At 61.7% G+C, this 21,060-nt stretch carries 16 protein-coding genes; 2 read left to right on the forward strand and 14 right to left on the reverse strand.

Annotated features, from left to right (window positions below; all coding sequences use genetic code 11):
• Positions 1 to 34: 34 nt before the first annotated feature.
• From CO667_RS12365 to araD, 5 genes are all read right to left on the reverse strand, one after another.
• Complete coding sequence (locus CO667_RS12365) at positions 35 to 1,555, reverse strand: ABC transporter substrate-binding protein (protein WP_097618646.1); 1,521 nt, start codon at positions 1,553 to 1,555, stop codon at positions 35 to 37.
• A gap of 106 nt (positions 1,556 to 1,661) precedes the next feature.
• A complete protein-coding gene (locus CO667_RS12370) occupies positions 1,662 to 3,194 on the reverse strand; it encodes an aldehyde dehydrogenase (NADP(+)) (RefSeq protein ID WP_097618647.1) in 1,533 nt (510 codons plus the stop codon).
• A 180-nt stretch (positions 3,195 to 3,374) separates the two neighbouring features.
• Entirely contained in the window at positions 3,375 to 4,085 is a 711-nt protein-coding gene (locus CO667_RS12375) for a ribonuclease activity regulator RraA (protein WP_097618648.1), read from the reverse strand.
• 22 nt (positions 4,086 to 4,107) lie between these two features.
• A complete protein-coding gene (locus CO667_RS12380) occupies positions 4,108 to 5,298 on the reverse strand; it encodes a mandelate racemase/muconate lactonizing enzyme family protein (RefSeq protein ID WP_097618649.1) in 1,191 nt (396 codons plus the stop codon).
• Between the two features lie 9 nt (positions 5,299 to 5,307).
• Complete coding sequence (gene araD, locus CO667_RS12385; RefSeq protein WP_097618650.1) at positions 5,308 to 7,044, reverse strand: L-arabinonate dehydratase; 1,737 nt, start codon at positions 7,042 to 7,044, stop codon at positions 5,308 to 5,310.
• 142 nt (positions 7,045 to 7,186) lie between these two features.
• Here araD and CO667_RS12390 point away from each other — a divergent pair, with 142 nt between their 5' ends.
• On the forward strand, positions 7,187 to 7,906 hold the full coding sequence (locus tag CO667_RS12390) for a GntR family transcriptional regulator (protein ID WP_097618651.1): 720 nt from the start codon (positions 7,187 to 7,189) through the stop codon (positions 7,904 to 7,906).
• Positions 7,907 to 7,935: 29 nt separating this feature from the next.
• Here CO667_RS12390 and CO667_RS12395 read toward each other — a convergent pair whose 3' ends face one another.
• From CO667_RS12395 to CO667_RS12415, 5 genes are all read right to left on the reverse strand, one after another.
• Complete coding sequence (locus CO667_RS12395) at positions 7,936 to 8,883, reverse strand: 2-hydroxyacid dehydrogenase (protein ID WP_097618652.1); 948 nt, start codon at positions 8,881 to 8,883, stop codon at positions 7,936 to 7,938.
• Positions 8,880 to 10,514, reverse strand: coding sequence for an ABC transporter ATP-binding protein (locus tag CO667_RS12400; protein WP_097618653.1), 1,635 nt, complete (start codon positions 10,512 to 10,514; stop codon positions 8,880 to 8,882). The genes CO667_RS12395 and CO667_RS12400 overlap by 4 nt, the downstream gene beginning before the upstream one ends.
• On the reverse strand, positions 10,507 to 11,433 hold the full coding sequence (locus tag CO667_RS12405; protein ID WP_179874125.1) for an ABC transporter permease: 927 nt from the start codon (positions 11,431 to 11,433) through the stop codon (positions 10,507 to 10,509). Before CO667_RS12405 ends, CO667_RS12400 begins: the two co-directional genes overlap by 8 nt.
• A 3-nt stretch (positions 11,434 to 11,436) precedes the next feature.
• Positions 11,437 to 12,351 carry an ABC transporter permease gene (locus CO667_RS12410; RefSeq protein ID WP_003550760.1) on the reverse strand — a complete coding sequence of 305 codons (915 nt, stop codon included), beginning with the start codon at positions 12,349 to 12,351 and terminating at the stop codon, positions 11,437 to 11,439.
• Between the two features lie 142 nt (positions 12,352 to 12,493).
• The gene (locus tag CO667_RS12415; RefSeq protein ID WP_097618655.1) at positions 12,494 to 13,369 is read right to left on the reverse strand and encodes a DMT family transporter; all 876 of its coding nucleotides are present in this window, start codon (positions 13,367 to 13,369) and stop codon (positions 12,494 to 12,496) included.
• 490 nt (positions 13,370 to 13,859) lie between these two features.
• Between CO667_RS12415 and CO667_RS12420 the strand changes: the two genes are divergently transcribed.
• Complete coding sequence (locus tag CO667_RS12420; RefSeq protein ID WP_097618785.1) at positions 13,860 to 15,047, forward strand: hypothetical protein; 1,188 nt, start codon at positions 13,860 to 13,862, stop codon at positions 15,045 to 15,047.
• A 121-nt stretch (positions 15,048 to 15,168) separates the two neighbouring features.
• Here CO667_RS12420 and CO667_RS35360 read toward each other — a convergent pair whose 3' ends face one another.
• From CO667_RS35360 to CO667_RS12435, 4 genes are all read right to left on the reverse strand, one after another.
• A complete protein-coding gene (locus CO667_RS35360; protein WP_179874126.1) occupies positions 15,169 to 15,330 on the reverse strand; it encodes a hypothetical protein in 162 nt (53 codons plus the stop codon).
• Positions 15,331 to 15,518: 188 nt separating this feature from the next.
• Positions 15,519 to 17,390, reverse strand: a complete 1,872-nt coding sequence (gene malQ / locus CO667_RS12425) for a 4-alpha-glucanotransferase (protein ID WP_179874131.1) — start codon at positions 17,388 to 17,390, stop codon at positions 15,519 to 15,521.
• A gap of 25 nt (positions 17,391 to 17,415) precedes the next feature.
• Positions 17,416 to 19,188, reverse strand: coding sequence for a malto-oligosyltrehalose trehalohydrolase (gene treZ, locus CO667_RS12430; RefSeq protein ID WP_245433129.1), 1,773 nt, complete (start codon positions 19,186 to 19,188; stop codon positions 17,416 to 17,418).
• Positions 19,189 to 19,373: 185 nt separating this feature from the next.
• Entirely contained in the window at positions 19,374 to 21,050 is a 1,677-nt protein-coding gene (locus tag CO667_RS12435) for a response regulator (RefSeq protein ID WP_097618658.1), read from the reverse strand.
• Positions 21,051 to 21,060 lie beyond the last annotated feature (10 nt).

The following is a 21,060-nucleotide window of genomic DNA, read 5'->3' on the forward strand; positions in this document are numbered from 1 at the left end:
GCGGGCGGCCCGTGCCTGAGTCAGGTCGACCAGCTTACTTGAAGCGGATCTGCGACAGCTGCAGTTCGGAATTCGTCGCGATCGTCGGCTTGAAGTCGAGACGCGGGGAAACACGGGTGAAACCGACCATGTGAAACATCGGGATATCAGCAATGATCTCGGTGTTCACCTTGGCGAAAAGCTCCTTCCAGAGTTTCGTGCGCTCGTCGCCGGTGGCTGAGGTCGCGTTGGCGATGAGGGCGTCGACCGCAGGATCCCGAACCATGGAATGGGAGCCGTCGGTCGCGTATTTCACGAATGCGGTGAAGACGGGATCGCCGGTCGCATTGTCGTGCTGCGACTGAGTCAAGGTCGGACCGGAATCGGCGACGAAAGGTGCAACGAAATAGCCGTTCCAGACGGAAACGTCATACATATCGAGTTTCACGTTCAAGCCGACGTCCTGAAGCATCGCCATCATCGCTTCCATCGCTTCGGTCGCATTGGGATATTGCCCATTGCGGCCGATGATGCGGATTTCCTGATCGACCGGGACGCCGTCGGCCTTCGCCGCCTTGACCAATTCCTTTGCTTTTTCGGGATCATAGGGCCAGGCGGGGATATCGGCATTGTAGCCGATCGTTGTGGGCACGACGAGCTGCGTTGCGATCTTTGCCTGTTCGGGGAACAGCGTTCCAAGCATTGCCTGACGATCGATGGCGAGGTTCATCGCTTCGCGTATGCGCCGGTCGTTAAGCGGCGCTGCGCGCGTGTCGATGCGCAGCGATGTCGTTTCTGAATTCGGGTAGGCGAAATCGGTTTGCTTGTTGGTGGCATCCTGCACCGATACGGCCGGAACGATATCGGCTTCGCCGGCATCGACCATGGCGGCCGCGACCGCGCTGTCGGAGCGGAACAGATAGGTCGCCTGTTCCACCTGTGGCTTCTCGCCCCAATAATCCGGATTGCGCTTCAGCACGATCGACTGGCCGATCTCCCATTTGTCGAACGTATAGGGGCCGGTGCCAATCGGCTTGCGGGTGAACTCGTCCGCCGGTGTCGCCTCGGCCGGCTCCACAGCCATCACCGTCATCAGAAGCGGAAGAATCGGCTGCGCCGGTTTTGTCGTGATGCGGATCGTGTTGGCATCCGGCGTCTCGAAGCTGAACTCCGTGCCGCCGAAATATTTGCCGCCGGTCTCACAACTGAGCTTCTTGTTCTTGTTGCGCTCGATCGTGAACTGGACATCTTTGGCGGTGAACGGCTTGCCATCGTGCCATTTGACGTTCGGGCGCAGCTTGAATTCCCAGGTGTCGTCGTCGAGCTTCGACCATTCCGTCGCCAGGCGGGGCTTGAGGCCGCCATTGACGTAGTCAAATTCCACCAGCATCTCGTTGACGTTTTCAGAAATGACCCGGCCGACGTCCTGGCGCGCCGCCATGCAGGGCTCGACGACATCGACGGTTTCGGCAAGCACAACAGTGACGTTGCTCTTGGCATCCTCAGCGTGAGCCGAGCCGGCGCTCAGTCCGATCATCGTGGTTGAAAAGCAGGCCGCTAGCAAATGCAGTTTCATTTCGTTCTCCTCCCATGCGCCGTTGGCGCTCCTCACAGCAAATCTTCGTTATATGTCTGCTGGTCCGGCCCTCGCCTCCTCTTGCGAGAGCCGATCTAATTCGGTTTCAGTTGCGCAGCTCTTCGGGCAACAGGTCTTGGGGCAACAGGCCGGCGGGGAAATTCTGGTAGGCAACCGGGCGCAGAAACCTGCGGATCGACATGGTTCCGACGCTGGTCGCGCCGAAGTTGGTCGAGGCCGGGTAGGGTCCGCCATGCACCATGGAATCGACAACCTCGACGCCGGTTGGGAAGCCGTTGACCAGCACTCTGCCAGCCTTCCGCTCGAGGATTGGCAGCAGGTCGCGGGCAAGGCCCAGATCGGCATCGTCCATATGGATCGTCGCGGTCAGCTGTCCCTGAAAGCTTTCGGCAAGGGCGAGCAACTTTTCAGGCGTGCCGACGCGCACGACGAGGCCGAGAGGACCGAATACTTCTTCGCTGAGCGAGTGATCGGCAAGCCAGGCCGAGCCGTTGGTCTCGAACAGGTTCGGCGTTGCTTCGCGGCCAGCACTCTGTGCCGCGAGAACCGGCGCGACGGCATTGCTTGTCCGCATGCGCTCGACACCTTCGTGATAGGCCGTGGCGATGCCTTTGGTCAGCATCGTCTGCGGCGCCACCTTTTCAAGAGCCGCCTTGGCGGCACTGGTGAACTTGTCCGCCTCCGGCCCGTCGACGACGACGGCGATACCGGGTTTGGTGCAGAACTGGCCGGCACCAAGCGTCAGGGAACCGGCCCAGCCTGAACCGATCGCCTCTGCCCGGGCAGCGGTAGCGGCCGGCAGCAGGAACATCGGATTAACGCTGCCGAGTTCCCCGAAAAAGGGGATCGGCTCAAGGCGCTGGGCGCAAAGGTCAAAGAGCGCCCTTCCGCCGGCAAGCGAGCCGGTAAAGCCAACGGCTTTGATGGCCGGATGGGTCACCAGCGCCGTTCCGACATCACGGCGACCGCCCTGGATCAGGCTGAAGACGCCGGCCGGCATTCCGGTACGCTCGATAGCGGCTGCAATCGCCTCGGCAATTATCTCACCTGTGCCGGGATGGGCTGAATGTCCCTTCACCACGACCGGGCAGCCCGCGGCAAGCGCGGCTGCCGTATCGCCGCCGGCCGTCGAGAATGCCAGCGGAAAATTCGAAGCGCCGAAGACGGCGACCGGGCCGATCGGCCGCTGCACCAGACGGATCTCGGGCCGCGGCGCCGGTTGCCGGTCGGGTTGGGCTGCGTCGACGCGAGCGTCGAGATGCGCGCCCTTGCGGATATGGTCGGCAAACAGTTTGAGTTGGCCGGTGGTGCGAGCGCGTTCGCCGTTGAGTCGGCCCTCCGGAAGCCCGGTTTCCTGCGTTCCGATGAGGGTGACGGCCTCGCCGCGCTTGTCGATCTCCTCGGCGATTGCCTCGAGGAAAATGCCGCGCTCCTCGCGTGTCGTTGCCGAAAACGCTGCAAAAGCAGCTTCGGCGGCGCGGCAGGCGCGGTCGACCAGTTCCGTTGTGCCGACAGCAAAGTCATGTGCCTGCCCATGCGCCGGCTCTGACCGAAATGTCGTCGTTCCGGCAATCCACTCGCCGGCGATGAAATGCTTGCCTGAAGGGGTCCAGCTCATTGTTATTCTCCTCGGCGGAGCCTCGCTCCGTCCTGATGCGTGAAGTGTTGTTCAAGATGCGCCGGCTTAGAACAGGATGATTTTGGGCCAGGTCGGCCTAAAATCTGAATCCTGTTCTCAATTAAAGAGTTAGAGCATGATGTCGTCCAAAAACCGCTTTACGCTTTTCGGCATCATGCTCTAGCGGCCATTCACCTTCCGCCATTCGGCAAAGAGCGTCAGATTGCTTTCGTCGGTGGCCGGGTAGAGGCCGATGATCGTATGACCTTGCTTGACGCGTTCCGTCACGAAATCCTCGTAAGCGGTCATCTCCACCGCTTCATCGGCGATCTCGTCGGCGATCTCTGCCGGGATGACGATCACGCTATCGTCGTCACCAACCATGATGTCGCCCGGGAAGACCGCCACATCGCCACAGCCTATCGGCACATTGATGTCGATTGCCTCGTGCAGCGTCAGGTTCGTCGGGCTGGAGGGGCGGCTGTGATAGGCGGGGATATCAAGGCCACCGATCGTCATGGCGTCCCGGAAGCCGCCATCCGTGACGACGCCGGCGCCGCCGCGCATCATCAGGCGGGTAATCAGGATGTCGCCGGCAGAGGCTGCGCGCGGATCCTTGCGGCTGTCCATCACCATAACAGAGCCTTCCGGGCAAGTCTCGATGGCAAGCCGTTGCGGATGTTTCGGGTTGCGAAAGACGTTCATTGCATTGCGGTCCTCGCGCGCAGGCATGTAGCGCAGCGTAAAGGCCGGTCCGACCATATTGCGGCCCTTCGGCTGCACCGGCCGAACATCTTGGATCGTCTGGTTTCTCAGGCCGCGCTTGAACAGTGCCGAACACAGCGTCGCGACGGAGACGCCCATCAGCTTTTCACGGGTTGCGGGGTTCATATTTCCTTCTCCTCGTTCTCATTCAGACGCCGAAGCTGCAGGTTTCCACGGTCCAGTCACGGGCTTTGCCCGTCAGGCTGCAACCAAGCCCCGGACGGGCCGGCACGATCATCCGACCGTCCTTGATATCGAGTTGTTCGTTGAACAGTGGCGCCAGCCAATCGAAATGCTCTACCCATGGCTCATGTGCATAGGCGGCCGCCAGGTGCAGATGGATTTCCATGGCGAAATGCGGCGCCAGGCGCATACGTTTCGCCTCGGCGTGTGTGCAGATGCGCAAAAAGGGCGTGATGCCGCCGACCCGCGGCGCATCCGGCTGAATGAAGTCGACCGCATCGGCCCGGATCAGCGCCATGTGCTCGTCGGCGCTTGCCAGCATTTCGCCGGTGGCGATCGGCGTGGCGAGCTCGCGTGCCAGTGCCGCATGGCCCTCGGCATCATAGGCATCGAGCGGCTCTTCGATCCATTCAAGATTGAGCGGCTCGACCATCCGGCCGAAGCGCAACGCCGTCGTGCGGTCCCATTGCTGGTTTGCATCGACCATCAACGGAACACGGCCATCGATATGGCTCGTCACCGCATCGAGCCGACGAAGGTCGATCATCGGGTCCGGCTGCCCGACCTTGATCTTGATGCCGCCGATACCGGAGGCGATCGAGTGGTCGATGGCATCGCGGATTTCCTCGACGGTCGATGACAGAAAGCCACCCGAGGTGTTGTAGCAGGCAACACTGTCGCGATGGGCGCCAAGCAGTTTTGCAAGCGGCAGGCCGGTGCGTTTCGCCTTCAGGTCCCAGAGGCAGATGTCGATGGCGGCGATTGCCTGGGTTGCAATGCCGGAGCGGCCGACCGAGGCCCCGGCCCAGCAGAGCTTGTCCCAGATGCGCGCTGTATCGTTGGGGTCTTCGCCAATCAGATTGTCGGCAAGCTCGCAGGCATGTGCATAAAGGGCAGGTCCGCCTGCCCGCTTCGAGTAACTGAAACCGAGCCCACTATGGCCAGCCTCGGAGACGATCTCGCAAAACAGAAAGGCCACCTGGGTCAGCGGCTTCTGCCGGCCCGTCAACACCTTGGCATCGCTGATCGGCCGCGCCAACGGCAGGTAAGCGAGCGACAGGGTGACCGATCGGATGGCGTCCAGTTTGGACGGACCGGCAGCGAAGCCAGCCTTGGGCGGCTGTGCGGGAATCGTACGTCGATCGGGATCAAACATCGTCGTGCCTCAGTTGATGGCCGGTTCCGGCGTCTTGCCACCGAATTCCGTCGTCAGGAAATCAAAGTCGCAGCCCTTGTCGGCCTGCTCGATATGGCGGGAGAACATGAAACCATAACCGCGCTCGTAATGCCGCGTGGGCGCCACCCAGCCGGCCCGCCGCGCCGCGATCTCCTCTTCGGAAACCTGCATGTTGAGGCTGCGTGCCGGAATATCGAGCTCTACCATGTCCCCCGTTCGCAGCAGAGCCAGGGGGCCGCCGACATAAGATTCCGGTGCGACATGCAGCACGCAGGCGCCGAAACTGGTTCCGGACATGCGGGCGTCCGAGATGCGCACCATGTCGCGCAGGCCGAGCTTCAACAGCGCCTTCGGCATCGGGATCATGCCCCATTCCGGCATGCCGGGGCCGCCCTGGGGGCCGGCATTGCGCAGCACGAGCACAGTGTCCGGCGTCAGCGGATAATCGGGATCATCGATGATCTTCTTCATCTCCGCATAGCTGTCGGCGACCAATGCCGGACCACGATGGCGATGGAATTTCGGATCGCAGGCCGCTGGTTTGATCACCGCGCCATCGGGACACAGGTTCCCCTTGAGCACGGCCAGCGAACCTTCGTGATAGACCGGGTTCGACAATGGCCGGATAACGTCGTCATTGTAGATCTTCACCTGGTCGAGACCGTCCACCAGGGGTTTTCCGGTGACGGTCATCGCGGTGGGATCCAGTCTGTCGCCGAGCTGCTTCATCAGGGCGCGCAAGCCGCCCGCGTAAAAGAAGTCCTCCATCAGGTAGATCGAACCGGAGGGCCGGATGTTGGCAAGAACCGGCGTCGTGCGGCCGATGCGATCGAGGTCGTCGAGCTCCAGCGGGACGCCGGCGCGGCGCGCCATGGCGATCAGGTGAATGATCGCATTGGTGGAACAGCCGGTCGCCATGGCGACCGTGACGGCATTGTCGACGGCGGCCGGCGTGATGATCCGGTCCGGCGTCAGGTCCTGCCACACCATGTCGACGATGCGGCGGCCACAGGCCGCCGACATGCGCTGGTGATTGGCGTCGGCTGCCGGAATCGAGGATGCGCCGGGCAGCGTCAATCCCATAGCCTCGGCGATCGCCGTCATCGTCGAGGCCGTGCCCATGGTCATGCAATGGCCGTAGCTGCGGGCAATCCCGCCTTCGATGCCCTGCCACTCCTCCTTGGTGATCGTGCCGGCACGCCGCTCGTCCCAGTATTTGAAACCGTCGGTCCCCGACCCCAGGGTCTTGCCGGCATAATTGCCGCGAAGCATCGGGCCGGCAGGGAGATAGATAAAGGGAATGCCCATGCTGACGGCCCCCATGACGAGGCCCGGCGTGGTCTTGTCGCAACCGCCCATCAGAACGGCGCCGTCGACAGGATGGCTCCGCAACAGCTCCTCGGTCTCCATCGCCAGCATATTGCGATAGAGCATAGTGGTCGGCTTGACGAAGTTTTCAGAAAGGGAAAGCGCCGGCAGCTCCATGGGGAAGCCGCCCGATTGAAGAATTCCCCGCTTCACCCATTCGGCGCGTTCGCGGAAATGCATGTGGCACGGCTGGGCATCGGACCAGGTGTTGATCACGGCAATGATCGGCTTTCCCTGCCAATCCTCCGGCGCATAGCCCATCTGCATGGTTCGCGACCGGTGACCGAACGAGCGCTGATCATCCGGCAGCATCCATCGGGCCGACCGCAGTTGCTCGTAAGTTTTCCCAGCGGCCACGGCTTTCTCCTACCTTTTTTACCCGTTCATCTGCGCATGGCCATAACTGATATTTTAGTTTGCCATATATATCAACGGCAAGTTTGCATTCTTGTGCATTAGGTCACGCAAGGCTATGAATGGAGCAAAAGGATTGCCCCATATGAATTCCCAGTTCGCCTCCACATTCGGCCTGACGGCACCCGGTTTTCCGGTCGCGGCCGGCAGCACCGTCCAGCGGGTCTATGATGATCTCAGAAAGCGCATCATCACCATTCAGCTGCCCCCAGACACCACGCTGTCGCGCACCGAGCTGACGGAGACCTATGAAGTCAGCCAGACTCCCATTCGTGACGCGCTTCAGCTTCTCAAACAGGAGGGCCTGGTTCGCATTTACCCGCAGTCCCGCACTGTCGTGACCAGGATCGATGTGCTGCAAATTTACGAGGCGCATTTCCTTCGCGTCGCGCTGGAATCGGAAGTCTGCCGACGGCTCGCGACCGATCCGGATCCCGATCCGAGCGTCATCACCCGCGCCCGCTCGATCATCAAAATGCAGTCGGCAGTCGCCGACGACGTCGATCAGATTGCCATCTTCCAGGAGCTCGACGAGCTCTTTCACCAGACATTGTTCGCAGGCGCCAAGCGCAGCAGCCTGCATCAGCTGGTTCGCGAGCGGTCCGGCCATCTCGAGCGCATTCGTCGTCTGCATCTGCCCGAAAAGGGCAAGATCATGAGCATCCTCGCTGGCCACCACGCCATCATCGACGCAATTGCCGCCCGCGACGAACAGGGGGCCGTCGACGCGATCCGTGAGCATCTCAGCCAGACCGTCGCAAAGGTCGAAGAGCTCAGGAAGGAGTTCCCCGATTACTTCGTCTGAACCGGCCGCGCCGCGGGTTGCAGCCGGGGTCAATTGACCGGTGTCAGCAGCGGCCTGCCTGCGAAGAAGGCGGCGAGGTTGTCGACCGTCAATTGCGCCATCCTGTCGCGCGTTTCCTCGGTCCCGCTGGCGTGATGGGGATAAAGCACGACATTGTCGAGTGCTGCGAAGCGGGGATCGGGATTGGGTTCGTTAAGGTAGACATCGATGCCGGCCGAAGCGATCCGCCCTTCCTGCAGGGCCGCGATCAAGGCCGGCTCATCGACCACGGTGCCGCGGGCAATATTGATGAAGCTACCAGCCGGCCCGAGCGCATTCAGCACGTCCGCCGAAATCAACCCTTCGGTCGAGGGTCCGCCCGGCGTCGCCACGATCAGGATATCGGCCCAGTCGGCCAGTTTTACCGGGTCGGCGAAATAGGCAAAATCATTGTCGGCTTTCTTCGTCCGCCCATAATAGCCGACCGTCAGCCCGACAGCCTCGCATCGCCTGGCAATCGCCATGCCGATGCGGCCGAGGCCTGCGATGCCGGCCCTCTTGCCCGAGGTCGACGTCGTCAGCGGCATCATGCCTTTCAGCCCCCAGTCGCCGGAGCGCACATAGCGATCGCCCTCCGGCAGGCGCCGGCGCGCCGCCAGCATCAGAAGCAGCGCCATGTCGGCAACGTCGTCGCACAACACCTCGGAGGTGTTGGTGAGCTTGATGCCGCGCCGCGTCATCGCCTCGACATCCATCTGGTCGTAACCCGCCGAGGAACAGGCGGCGAGCTTCAGTGCCGGCAATTTCGCAAGCAGGGCTTCATCGATCGTTACATGGCCGTTGCACACCAGAGCCGTGCAGATCGGGCCGGCTTTCTGAAGCAGAGCGTCCCGTTCCCAGCCTTCTGCAAGATCCAGCCGGTGCAGCGTATAGGCCGCCTCCAGCATTGCCATCTGACGGGGCCGGAGCGGATAGGCGACGATAACATCGGGCTTCATGCGGAAACGAGTCCTTCCTGCTTATGACGTGCGGCGCGGCGCGTGGCCTGAACCTCGGGATCGGGATCGAGGCTCGCGGCAAGAAGCGCCTGGGTGTAGGGGTGGGAGGGCGCGTTGAAGATCTGGCCCACCGGCCCCTCCTCGACAATCTCGCCGGCCTTCATGACGATGACACGATCGGCGAAATCGCGAACCACCGGCAGGTCATGGGCGATGAAAAGGTAGGACAGGCCGAATTCGCGACGCAGGCCCTCGAGCAAGGCAATCACCTGCGCCTGGATCGACACGTCGAGCGCCGAAACCGCCTCGTCGCAGATGATCAGTTTCGGCTCCATCGCCAGCGCTCGGGCAATCGCGATGCGCTGCCGCTGGCCGCCGGAAAACTGATGTGGATACCGGTCCGCCATCTCAGGCTTCAAGCCAACCTTGACCAGCAGCTCGGCCACCCTCTCCTTCCATCTCGCCTTCGGCAGGATATCGGGGTGAATGACCCAGGCCTCGGAGATCAACCGGAACACGCTCATCCGCGGGTTCAGTGACTGCGTCGGGTCCTGGAAGACCATCTGCAAATCGCGGCGCAGCCCGAATATCTCCCGCGGGCTCATCGCCAGCAGATCGTTGCCGCGGTAGAGGACCTGGCCCGCCTGCGGATCGTCGAGGCGAACGATCGCCCGGGCCAGGGTCGATTTGCCGGAACCGCTCTCGCCGACAACGGCCACCGTCTCGCCGGGCATGATGACGAGGTCGACGCCCTTCAGCGCCTGGAATGCGCCAAAACTCTTCTTCAGGCCGATGGCGCGCAGCAGCGGTTCGCCCTGCCGGTCACGCTCTTGCGCCATTGCGCCCTTCCCGGGTGCGGCGGCAATCAGCTTCTTCGTATAGGGGTTCTCAGGGTTGCGATAGACGTCGGCCGCATTGCCGGTTTCGACGATGCAGCCGGAATTCATCACCACCACCCGGTCGGCGACCTCCGCGACGACGCCGAGATCGTGGGTGATCAGCAGCAGGCCCATGCCGGTTTCCTGCTGCAATTCCTGCAGAAGTTCGAGCACCTGTGCCTGCACTGTAACATCAAGCGCGGTGGTGGGTTCATCTGCAATCAGGATGTCGGGCTTGCAGGCGATCGCCATGGCGATCATCAGGCGTTGCCGCTGCCCGCCGGAGAACTGGAACGGATACTTTCGCATCGCCGCCTGCGGATCTGATATGCCGACCCGCTCCATCAGTTCCAGCGCCCTGGCACGGGCCTGCTCCGCGGATTGACCATGCGTCGTCATCATTTCGGTGATTTGCCAGCCGACCGTGTAGACCGGGTTGAGGTGGGCCAGCGGGTCCTGAAAGATCATGGCGATCTTGGCGCCGTTGATCGAACGCCGCTCCTCGGGCGTCATTTTCAGCATGTCGTGCCCATTGAGGAGAATGGTGCCGCGGGTGATCCTGCCGGGTGGGATGTCGATCAGGTTCATGATCGCCGAGGCGGACACGGACTTGCCCGAACCGCTTTCCCCGAGGATCGCCAGCGTCTCACCGCGATCGAGATGCCAGCTGACATCCTGCACAGCCTTGACCGTGCCGCTGACCGTATGGAACTCGACCGAGAGGTCACGTATTTCCAGAAGATGTTCAGCCATTTTTCCTGCCCCTCATTTCAAGGCGCCAGCGTTGCGTCGGATCGAGCGCGATGCGCAGCCAGTTCGACAGAAGGTTAAGCGACAGCGTCGTCAGGATGATCGCAAGACCCGGCCAGAAGGAAAGCCACCAGGCATTGGTGAGGTAGGGTCGTCCTTGAGCAACCATGAGACCCCAGGTGATCTCCGGCGCCTGAATGCCGATCCCCAGGAATGACAGGGAGGATTCCGCCAGCATGACGAAGGCGAAATCCAGCGTCGCGATGGTCACCAGCGTGGGGAAGATCACTGGCAGGATGTGATGGAAGACAATACGCCAGTACGATGCTCCCATGACCTTCGCCGCCTGTACGAACATCCGCTCGCGCACTTCCAGCACCTCGGCACGCGTGGTGCGCAGATAGATGGGAATGCGGGTGATCGCCAAGACGAGGACGATATTGGTGACCGACGGCTCGAGCATGTAGAGCACGATCACCGCCAGAAGCAGCGACGGAAAGGACATGATGACGTCGCCGAGGCGCATGATCCATTGAGCCGCGGAAGAGCGGCTGTAACCCGCCACCAGTCCGAGCCCCGTGCCGACGATCGATGATGCAAGCACCGCCGCCGCGGCAACCAGGATGGTGTTTTGCGCCGCCACGATGACGCGGGCAAGAAGCGGCCTGCCCAGCGCATCGGCTCCAAGGACGTAAAGCAATCCGCGGTTGATATCGAAGGGCGGCGCATTTCGGCCCCGCAGGTTCTGCTTGGTGGCAATGCTCTCCAGCAGAAACGGGCCAAACAGCGCACAGAGAAGAACGATCAAGAGGAACAGAGCGGCGAAGAAAGCGAGCTTATCCGCCCACAGCATGGTCAGCCAACGCCCAATCGGGCCGCTCGGTTTCTTCTCGATGAGGATCTGCGTGTCGGTCATCGTCATCGCTCAATACCGGATACGCGGATCGAGCAGCGCGTAAGCGATGTCGATCAGCAGGTTCATGATGAAGATCGCCAATGCCGAGACCATGATGACGGCCAGCACGACGGCGAAATCGCGAAGGAGGATGGAATCGATCATCAGCTTGCCGATGCCGGGAAAACCAAACACTGTCTCGACGACAACGGCACCGTTCAAGATGGCGGCCGCCTGGTCGCCGATGACGGTGATCACCGGCAACATGGCGTTCCGCAGCCCGTGAATGAAGATGATGGAGTTCGAACGGACGCCCTTGGCGCGAGCCGTCTTCACGTAGGCGGAAGACAGCACGCTGATCATCGAGCCGCGCACCACCTGCAGGATCAGGCCGAAGGGCCGGATGAACAGCACGCTGACCGGCAGGACCCAGTGCCAGAAAGTTCCCGTTCCCGATGTCGGCAGGACATGCAGCTTGACGGCGAAAATGACGATCGCCACGATGGCCAGCCAGAAATCCGGGGCTGCAGCGCCGATCAGCGAGAAGAAGGTGGCAAGACGGTCGAAGACGCCGCCGACGCGAAACGCCGCGAGCGAACCGATGACGATCGCAGCCACCGTGACCAGCGCCATGGTGATGACAGCCAGCCAGAAGGTCCAGACGAAGGCCTCGAGCACGACATCCATGGCCGGACGGGCCTGGCGCAGCGACTGGCCGAAATTGCCCTGGGCGAGATCTGAGACATAACGGCCGAACTGGATAATCAACGGGTCGTTGAACCCGTTCATCTCACGGAATTGCTGGCGCATCTCCGTGGTCGCGTCGATCGGCAGATAGAGGTCGGTCGGATCACCTGTCAGCCGGGACAAGAAGAACACGATGACGATAAGCACCACGAGCGAGACGCCACTGGCGATCGCGCGTTTGCCGATGAAACTTTTCATGCACTCCTCCCGAGTGAACCCATGCGGACCGTCAGGCCTGGTCTTCGCGTGTCCGAAGCCCCGCCCGTCGCCCCCTCCGGCGACAGGTTAACTGAAATATTAGTTTATCTAGAATTTTTGTGAACCCCCTTTCTCAAAATCGTCAGCTCTTATCAACCGGAGGCTTTCGTCGCCACGCCATGCCGCCCGTTGCAACAATGGTCGCGCCGATGATGACCGCTGCACCGATCCACGTCTGCGCCGCCGGAACTTCGGAGAAAAATAAGAAGGCCATGAGTGCCACGACCGGCAGCCGGAGAAAGTCGAGCGGCGCCAGAACGCTCGCAGCCGCCATACCGAAGGCGCGCGTGATCAGCGTCATGTTGAGGGCGCCGAGCGCCCCTTGCATGGCAAGCAGCCCGAGTTGGCTCCAGGTCGGCATTGACCATACCGGCAGCATGACGATGAGGCCGAGCGGCACGGTCGTTATCAGATTCCATGCAACCAGCCGGTCCGCACTATCCCGCAATGCCATCCGCCGCAGCATCAACTGGCTCGCCGCCGTCAAGACCGCTCCTGCCAGCGCAAAAAGCAGCCATTGGTCGAAACCGGATGCTCCCGGACGAATGATGATCATGACGCCGATAAAGCCTGCGGCAATGCCGGCGACGCTGGAGACGCCGACATCTTCCCTAAGCACGAGCCACGCACCGAGATCGAGAAACATCGGCATGGTGAAATTGATCGCCGTGGCATCGGCCAGTGGCGCGTGCGCAAAGGCGATGAACACAGCAACCAGTGAGGCAAGCTTCAGACCCGCACGCAGCACATGCAGAAGACGATAGGGAGAGGCTTTCAGATCGACCCGCGACACCATCCACGGCGTGACGACGAGAAGTCCGAAAAACGACCGGAAAAAGCCGATCATCAACGGATGCACGTCGCCAGCCAACAAGCGCACGATGATGGCATCGAGACTGTTCAAAAAGGCGGCGGCCACCATCATGCAGACGGCAAGGCCTGTGCGACCGGGCTGCATCACGCTTCTCCTGATTGAACGAATGCAGGCCACGCCCTATCGGTCGTTCGATCCATTATCTGTCTGTAGCGCGAGCGTCTTATCCCGAACGATCAATCATCGTCCATGCTAAAATACAAATATATTAGTTGAGAACCGAAAGCGAAGAGCTGGCTCTGCCGCTTAGGGCATTGAAAAAGGCGCAGAAATCCGACGGGTGATTTCGCTTGGCAATCGGAATTTGAGGCTTGCAAGAATCGCAAGAATACAATTCATGTGTGAGAATGAACCGAAAAACTACCTTTGATAGAGAAAATGCTGCCGTTAATCCCCGGCGGAAGGTTGGCTATGTCTCTTCAGCCCGACGGTTCCGACGGAACCTGACCTCCTCACCCCCCAATTAGCCGACCAGATGAACCGCGACCTCCAGCCGCTCTCACGCCTGGGAGCGGGCGGGTATGTCCGGGAATTTCTCAAATCCCGTATCTACTTTCGACATAAGGATATCTCGATGAAGCATATGCGCAGTCTCCACCTGATGATGGCAAGCACCGCCTTCCTGACGCTCGCCGGCCCGGCGCTTGCTCTTGACGGCACTGACATGATGAAGAAGCTCAATGCCGCAACCAGTGCCGGCGGCACGGTCATCACCTTCGAGAAGGCGGATGTCGATGGCGACACGGTAACGGCTACGGGCGTCCAGGTGGGATATGCAAACCTGCCCGGCGATACTTTGAAGATCGGCGAACTCACCTTCGAGGGCGTCGAGGAAACCGAAGGCGGCGGTTACCACGCCAAGACCGTCTCTTTCCCGGATATCGACATGAGCCAGGAGCAAGGTCGTTTTTCCGCCAAGGACATCGAGATCTCCGGCCTGACGATTCCAGCCAATGCAGCGGGCGACACGCTGAACGATATCCTCCTGTATGAGACGTTCAGCACCGGCCCGATCGCCGTCAATGTCAAGGGCAAGGACGTGCTGGCGATCGAGGGCATCGAGTCAAACCTGGGGCGCGAGGACGGCGGCTTTGCCTATGACGCCAATGTCGCCGGCATCAAAGCCGACCTGTCGCAGGTCGAGGAGGCAAGTGCGAAGCAGGCCATCGAGAAGCTGGGGCTGACGACGCTCGACGGCACGGTGACAATGAAGGGCAGCTGGGAGGTCGAAAGCGGCAAGGTCGCCGTCGACGAATATGCTTTCGACTTCAAGAATATCGGCCGGCTGAACGTCGCCGTCGACTTTTCCGGTTACACGCTCGGCTTCATCAAATCACTGCAGGAGGCGGTGAAGACCGCCGAGGCCAATCCGAACAAGGAAGAGGCCAACCAGGCCGTCGGCCTGGCGATGTTGGGGCTGATGCAGCAGTTGACGTTCAACAGCGCGTCGATCCGCTTCGACGATGCGTCGATCACCAAGAAGGCACTCGACTATGCCGGCTCGCAGCAGGGGGTCACGGGAGACCAGCTGGCGCAATCGCTGAAAGGTCTGGTACCGATCATGATGGCGCAGCTCAACCTGCCGGAGCTGCAAAACCAGGTATCGGCTGCCGTCAATACCTATCTCGACGGGCCGAAAAGCCTGACAATCAGCGCCGCGCCGGAAAAGCCGGTTCCCTTCCCAATGATCATGGGTGCTGCCATGGGCGCACCGAACACCATTCCTTCGGTGCTCGGCGTCAAGGTCACGGCGAACGACTAAGCTGCTCGCAGAACAGCTGCAGCCAGAGGCGGGTTTTCCAGCCTGCCTCTGGGTCCATTCCCACGGGACGGCCAAGCAGCATTAAGGCCGATGAAAAAGCTGACCCTTTGATACCGTGGCTCTAAAACTCGTCGCTGCGACGCCTGACGGCGTGCTTCACGGCGACCAGATGTCTTCGCCGCTCCAGCACATAATCGGCATAGCCGACGCAGATGAACAGCAAGGTCGGGCCGGCGTAGATGATGATCAGAGCCAATGCGATAAGGATGATTGCGGTCGTCATGATCTTGTCCCACCATATTGGTCGCGCCGCCTTTAAAGCGGCGAAAGCGGATAGGCCCTCATCTTAACATTCCTGTCCTTATTCGTGTAAATTCGCTAGCTTCCTATTCGTTCCTCCGCGATCGATTTCCCTTGGCGGCAGATCCGATCGAACGACGATCACGAAGCTGACGGCTCGCTCGACCTCAATCACTCCCGCGGCCTTTCCTCCCGCATTGCCGCCGCTACGCTCTTAAGCAGCGGGCTCGACATCAAATCCTCCAGCAAAACCGATAGCTTCGGCTTCCAGTTCGGATAGCTGTCGCTGGTGCCCGGAATATTGGTCGGTCTTTTCTCGTCAGTGAGATCGGCAAGCCGCACGGCGGTCAGAAGCGATGGAGTCCGAGCAATGAAACGGTAGGCGCTGACGGTCAGATCTTTCAGCGTCTCTTCGCTTGCCCGCGCCGCAGTGAGCCGGGGCGGCAAGTCGAGGCCGGCGGCCTTGAATGCCGCTTTCAGGTATCTCCGCTCGCGCTTGCGGTGTTCAAGATGCTCTTCGGTGAGATCGGGCGGCACGATGCCATGTTCGCAACGGTCCTGAATGTCGGCGCCGCGCCACCAGCCGGCAAGGGTCTGATGGTCATGCGTCGAAATGCAGGCGAGCGCGAGAACGGGGTAGGCATCGGCCGGCTTGAAGCCCTTCTTGTCCTGTTCATAGGAAAGGATCCGATAGGAGAGGATGCCGGCGGCGGCCAGATCCTCCTGCAATCCCTCCGGGATCATTCCGAGAGATTCTCCGATGACCAGGCATCGATGTTCGGCGGACGCCTCCGCGAGGATCTCCAGCAGCCGACCCTCGGGATAGCCGACATAGGCGCCGCTATCCGGCCTGTCGCCCAGTGGAACCAGGAAAAGGCGGCGGACGGCCGGGGCGTGGTCGATGCGAATGGCGCCCGCATAGCGCATGGCGGCGCTCACCATGCGCCGGTAAGGCGACACCCCGCCTCCGGCAATTTCGGATGGCAGGTATCCGGCAAGGTGCCAATCCTGCCCGTCTACGGCGAATGGATCAGGAGGGCTGCCGATCGTCGCCTTGGAGACATAGATATCAGGCTCGCTCCACGTCGCCGAGCCGTCGACCGCCTCCCCGACGGCAAGATCGAGATAGAGCCCGAGCCGCAGGCCGACCTTGCGCGCCCGCTCTGCCGCCTGCATCAGTTGCCGGTGGGCGAGCCACTGCAGCCACATGTGGAAGCGAACATGGCCCGCATGCTCGCGCTCGAAATCGGCGACAGCGACACTGTCGAAGCGCTGGAACTCGACCGGCCACCGCTGCCAGCCGGCACCCGCGCCGCGCGCGTTCATGGAAAACGAGAGGCATTCGAACAGCGCATGCCGCCGCAGGCTGTCGCCGCCTTGCGCGACAAAGGCATCGAAATCGGCCGGATCGTCATAGCCGGTCTTGTCACCGGCGCGTCGCTGTTGCCACACCGACCAGAGATCATGAAGGGCTCCAAGCTTGGTTCGCGCGACGCCGATGTAGTCAACGAGATCGGATTGGCGAAGGCGCTCCAATTCCCGTTCGAGTTCGGGACTGCCGGCAAAACCCGGCACCTCATCGACCGCGATATAGAGCGGGTTGAGATGCTGGCGGCTCGAGGGTTCATAGGGGCTGCAGCGGTCGGGATCGGCGAGAAACGGTGCATGAAGCGGGTTGAGGCCGATGAAATCGGCCCCCAGCGCTCCGGCCAGATCGGCCAGATCAGACAGATCCTTGAAGTCTCCTATGCCCCAGTTGCGTGCCGAACGGAGCTCGTAAAGCTGCAGGCTCACGCCCCAGACCCGTGTGCCGGAAAGGAAATCCGGCAGAAATGACACCGGGATCGTCCTGCCGTCCGGCTTGACTTGCCGCCGCAGCGCGCCGGTCTCCAGATCCGCCGTCCCCGTCAGCTCGACATTGAGCGCCGAGAGTATCTTGCGCTTGGTCGCGGCGGAAATCATCACTTCCCGGTTGTCGGGGCTGGGCCTGGTCGGACTGATGCCGTGGAGCCGGGCGAGCTTGTCGAGCGCAGCGGATTTCATCATTCGATCCTTCCTCCCACCGCCGTCACGCCTCGCTGATGCTCCAGATCACCGTCCAAGGCGCGAGATCGCCGCCGTCGCTGCCGCCGAGCCGGAATATCGTCTCGGCGTCGTCCTGCTGCGCGGCGAGCGGCGGCGCCGCCGCATTGCCGAGGTTGGCGCGCAGATGAAGACGCCGGCTTTCCGCCAGGGTCCAATCCACCGCGATCTCGTTGCCCGCCGCGCGGTAAACCGCGCTTCCGGCGGGGGCACCTTTCAGCAGAGGAACGATCCGCCGGTGCCGGAGATCGAGAAGTGTCCTGTAATATTCAAGCACGTCAGAGGCGGCGAGTTTCGACCAATCCAGTTTGGCCGCAGCAAAGGTCGAAGGCGCCGTCGGGTCGAGAAGGTCGTCGGCGTCGAAGCCCGGCAGACGGGAAAGCTCCTCGCGGCGGCCTTTCCTGACCTTCTCGTTCAGCTCCTCATCGAAATCGCAGAAAAAGGGAAAAGGCTCTGTGGCGCCCCATTCCTCGCCCATGAACAGCATCGGTATCTCGGGCGCCAGCAGATAGATTGATATGACGGCCTTGACGGCGTCGACCGGGCTTGACGCCAGAACCCGGTCGCCCAGCGCCCTGTTGCCGATCTGGTCATGGTTCTGAATGAAGGACACGAAGGCAGTGGGCGGCAAGTGGCCGCTCGGCCTGCCCCGGCTTCCGCCACGGTACGGCATATGTTCGCCCTGGAACACGAAACCTTCCGCCAGCGCCCTGCCGAGCTTGCCGGTGTCGCCGGCGTAATCGGCATAATAGCCGAAGGTCTCGCCAGTCGCGGCGATGTGCAGCGCGTGATGCACGTCGTCGTTCCACTGGGCAGTGAACAGCCTCGCCTCCCCCTTTTCGTCACGCTTCAACAACTCGCTGTCGTTTTCCTCGTTTTCGACGATCAGGTGCACATGCCGGTTGCCGGCCGCCGCCCTGACGCGGCGGGCGAGTTCGTGAAGCAGATGCTCGGCGCTGTCGTCCTTGATGGCGTGAACGGCATCGAAGCGCAAACCGTCGAGCCTGAACTCGGTGATCCAATAGAGGGCATTCTCGATGATGAACTTGCGGATCATCTCCGACCCGTCGCCGTCGTAGTTGACGCCATGGCCCCACGGCGTCTTGTGATGGTCGGTAAAGAGCGGCGCATAGGACGGAATATAGTTCCCGTCCGGCCCGAAGTGATTGTAGACGACATCCAGGAAAACGGAGATGCCGCGCTGGTGTGCTGCGTCCACCAACGCCATGAAATCCTCCGGCCGGCCGTAGCTGCTGTCGGGAGCATAGGGAAGCACGCCGTCATAACCCCAGCTGTAACGGCCCGGAAATTCACTGAGCGGCATGATCTGCAACGCCGTGATACCCAACGCTTGCAGATGGTCGAGCCGCTCGATGGCGGCCCTGAAGCTGCCCTCCGGCGTGAAGGCGCCGATATGCATCTCGTAGATGACCATCTCCTCCCAGGGCCGGCCGGTCCAGTCGCCCGTCTTCCAGCGATAAGAGGGAAGATCGATCACTTCGCTCGGACCGTGTGCATCCTGCGGCTGGAACCGCGAGGCGGGATCGGGAATTTCGAGGCCGTCGGGCAAGACGAAGCGGTAGCGCGCCCCGGGACGAGCATCCGCAACGGTGCACCGGTGCCAGCCGTCTTCAGCCGCCTGCATTGGCCGCGGGCCAGCGCCTTCAAGCTTCAGCGACACGCTTTCATGCAAGGGAGCCCAAAGGCGAAACAGAATGCCCTCTTCGGTGAATGCGGGGCCGAACGTCATTTTGGTCAAGGGAAAGCCTTTGGTGAAGGGATGGGATTTGGGTAACTTTTGTCAGCACAAAAAGTTTCGCCGGCGCGAGCGCAAAGCGGATGCCGCCGCGGCTCCGCATCCTCTATGCCGGGCGGCGGTTTAACAACGACTAGAGTGAGAGCCGGCCCTAACGCAATATAAGCAGCGTATCCTCGCCTCGATCGTCAGGCTGCTGCGACCTTGCCCGAGAGCGCTTGATCCATGGCCGCCCGAAGCTGTTCCTGCGTGAACGGCTTCTTCATCCGCAGCATCCGGCCGAGGCCATGGTCTTCGGAAAACTCGGCATAGCCGGAAGCAAGGATAATGGGCAGGCCGGGAAAAACCGAACGAAGGTGACGCGCAAGTTCCGCGCCCGTCATGCCGGGCATGGCATGATCGGTGATGACGAGATCGCAGTTCGGTCCGTCGGCAAGGAATTCCAAAGCCTGGGAAGCCGAAGACGCTTCCCGCGGCAGGTGCCCGAGATCTTCCAGCATCGCCACGGTTCCCGTCCTGACAAGCGCATCATCGTCGACGACGAGAATGGCGAGCGGCCGCGACACCGGTGTCAGAGTCTCCGCCGCCGGAGGCTCGACGACCGGCTGCGCCTTGACGACGGTCTCGGCGACGGGCAGCCACAGGGATACGGTCGTGCCCTTGCCCATCGTGCTCGATATCTGGATCGAACCGCCGGATTGCGCCGCCAGGCCATGAACCATCGACAGGCCGAGGCCCGTGCCCTTGCCGACTCCTTTGGTGGTGAAAAAGGGTTCGGCGGCACGCGAGACGGTCGCCTCGTCCATGCCTTCACCATCGTCCGACACCGATATCCTGATATAACTTCCGCCCGTAAGACCGGCCGGCCGGGGCTCTTCGGCCTGAGCGGCGGCAACCGTCACGGCGCCGCCGCTTTCGAGTGCATCCCGGGCATTGACGAACAGATTGAGCAGCGCCAGTTCCAGCTGGTTGCTGTCGACCAGCAGAGGCGCGAGATCTGCCGGAATGCTTTTCCGGATTTCGATGCGCGGCCCCACCGCTTTGGCGAGAAGATCCTCGACGTTTTCGAACAGCATGAGGAAATCGACCGCCTGCGGCTTGAGCTCCTGGCGGCGTGCGAAGGCAAGCAGGCGCTGGGTCAGCGCGGTGCCGCGCTCGGCCGCCTGGATCGCGTTCGTCACCAGTCGTTCGCTGCGTTCGTCGGCTGGCAGCCGCTTCTTCAGAAGGTTGAGGCTGCCGAGCACCGCCATCAGAAGATTGTTGAAGTCGTGGGCCACGCCACCGGTGAGATGGCCGATCGTGTCGAGCTTCTGCGCCTCGAACAGCTGCGCCAGCGCCTCCTCGCGCTCGCGTGTTCTCTGGTCGATCCGATGTTCGAGCTCTTCGTTGAGCTGGCGCAGCTGGTCCGCGGACGCCTCGAGTTCGGCGGTGCGCTGGCGAACCCGAGCCTCCAGATCGGCGTTCAGACGCTCAAGCTCCCGCGTCTTCCGATAGAGATCGGCAAAGACCCTGACCTTGGCCCTCAGAACCTCCGGAACGATCGGCACGGATACGTAGTCGACGGCGCCGACGGCATAGCCGCGCAGCCGGTCCGGCTCCGCCAGCATGACGGCGGAAACGAAGATGATCGGCGTATTCTGATAGCGCGGATGCTGCCGGATCATGCTGACGAGCTCGAACCCGTCCTGTTCGGGCATACAGACATCGACGAGAATGACAGCGATTTCGGTGCGCAACAGATGCTCGAAAGCTTCGCGAGCGGATTGCGCTTTGATGAGGTTCTCCTCGAGTTCTTCGAGAATGACCTCGTAACTCAGGAGCTTTGCCGGCTGGTCGTCGACGAGGAGGATGTTGACAGGGTTCATGGCCGGATCC

This window comes from Rhizobium sp. L43 (assembly GCF_002531725.1).
GTDB lineage: Bacteria > Pseudomonadota > Alphaproteobacteria > Rhizobiales > Rhizobiaceae > Rhizobium.

Bases quoted from the DNA above. Each gene is read 5' to 3' on its own strand.
- CO667_RS12365 (WP_097618646.1), bottom strand. From the start codon at position 1,555: ATGAAACTGCATTTGCTAGCGGCCTGCTTTTCAACCACGATGATCGGA.
- CO667_RS12370 (WP_097618647.1), bottom strand. From the start codon at position 3,194: ATGAGCTGGACCCCTTCAGGCAAGCATTTCATCGCCGGCGAGTGGATT.
- CO667_RS12375 (WP_097618648.1), bottom strand. From the start codon at position 4,085: ATGAACCCCGCAACCCGTGAAAAGCTGATGGGCGTCTCCGTCGCGACG.
- CO667_RS12380 (WP_097618649.1), bottom strand. From the start codon at position 5,298: ATGTTTGATCCCGATCGACGTACGATTCCCGCACAGCCGCCCAAGGCT.
- CO667_RS12390 (WP_097618651.1), top strand. From the start codon at position 7,187: ATGAATTCCCAGTTCGCCTCCACATTCGGCCTGACGGCACCCGGTTTT.
- CO667_RS12395 (WP_097618652.1), bottom strand. From the start codon at position 8,883: ATGAAGCCCGATGTTATCGTCGCCTATCCGCTCCGGCCCCGTCAGATG.
- CO667_RS12400 (WP_097618653.1), bottom strand. From the start codon at position 10,514: ATGGCTGAACATCTTCTGGAAATACGTGACCTCTCGGTCGAGTTCCAT.
- CO667_RS12405 (WP_179874125.1), bottom strand. From the start codon at position 11,433: ATGACGATGACCGACACGCAGATCCTCATCGAGAAGAAACCGAGCGGC.
- CO667_RS12410 (WP_003550760.1), bottom strand. From the start codon at position 12,351: ATGAAAAGTTTCATCGGCAAACGCGCGATCGCCAGTGGCGTCTCGCTC.
- CO667_RS12415 (WP_097618655.1), bottom strand. From the start codon at position 13,369: ATGCAGCCCGGTCGCACAGGCCTTGCCGTCTGCATGATGGTGGCCGCC.
- CO667_RS12420 (WP_097618785.1), top strand. From the start codon at position 13,860: ATGAAGCATATGCGCAGTCTCCACCTGATGATGGCAAGCACCGCCTTC.
- CO667_RS35360 (WP_179874126.1), bottom strand. From the start codon at position 15,330: ATGACGACCGCAATCATCCTTATCGCATTGGCTCTGATCATCATCTAC.
- malQ (WP_179874131.1), bottom strand. From the start codon at position 17,390: ATGAAATCCGCTGCGCTCGACAAGCTCGCCCGGCTCCACGGCATCAGT.
- CO667_RS12435 (WP_097618658.1), bottom strand. From the start codon at position 21,050: ATGAACCCTGTCAACATCCTCCTCGTCGACGACCAGCCGGCAAAGCTC.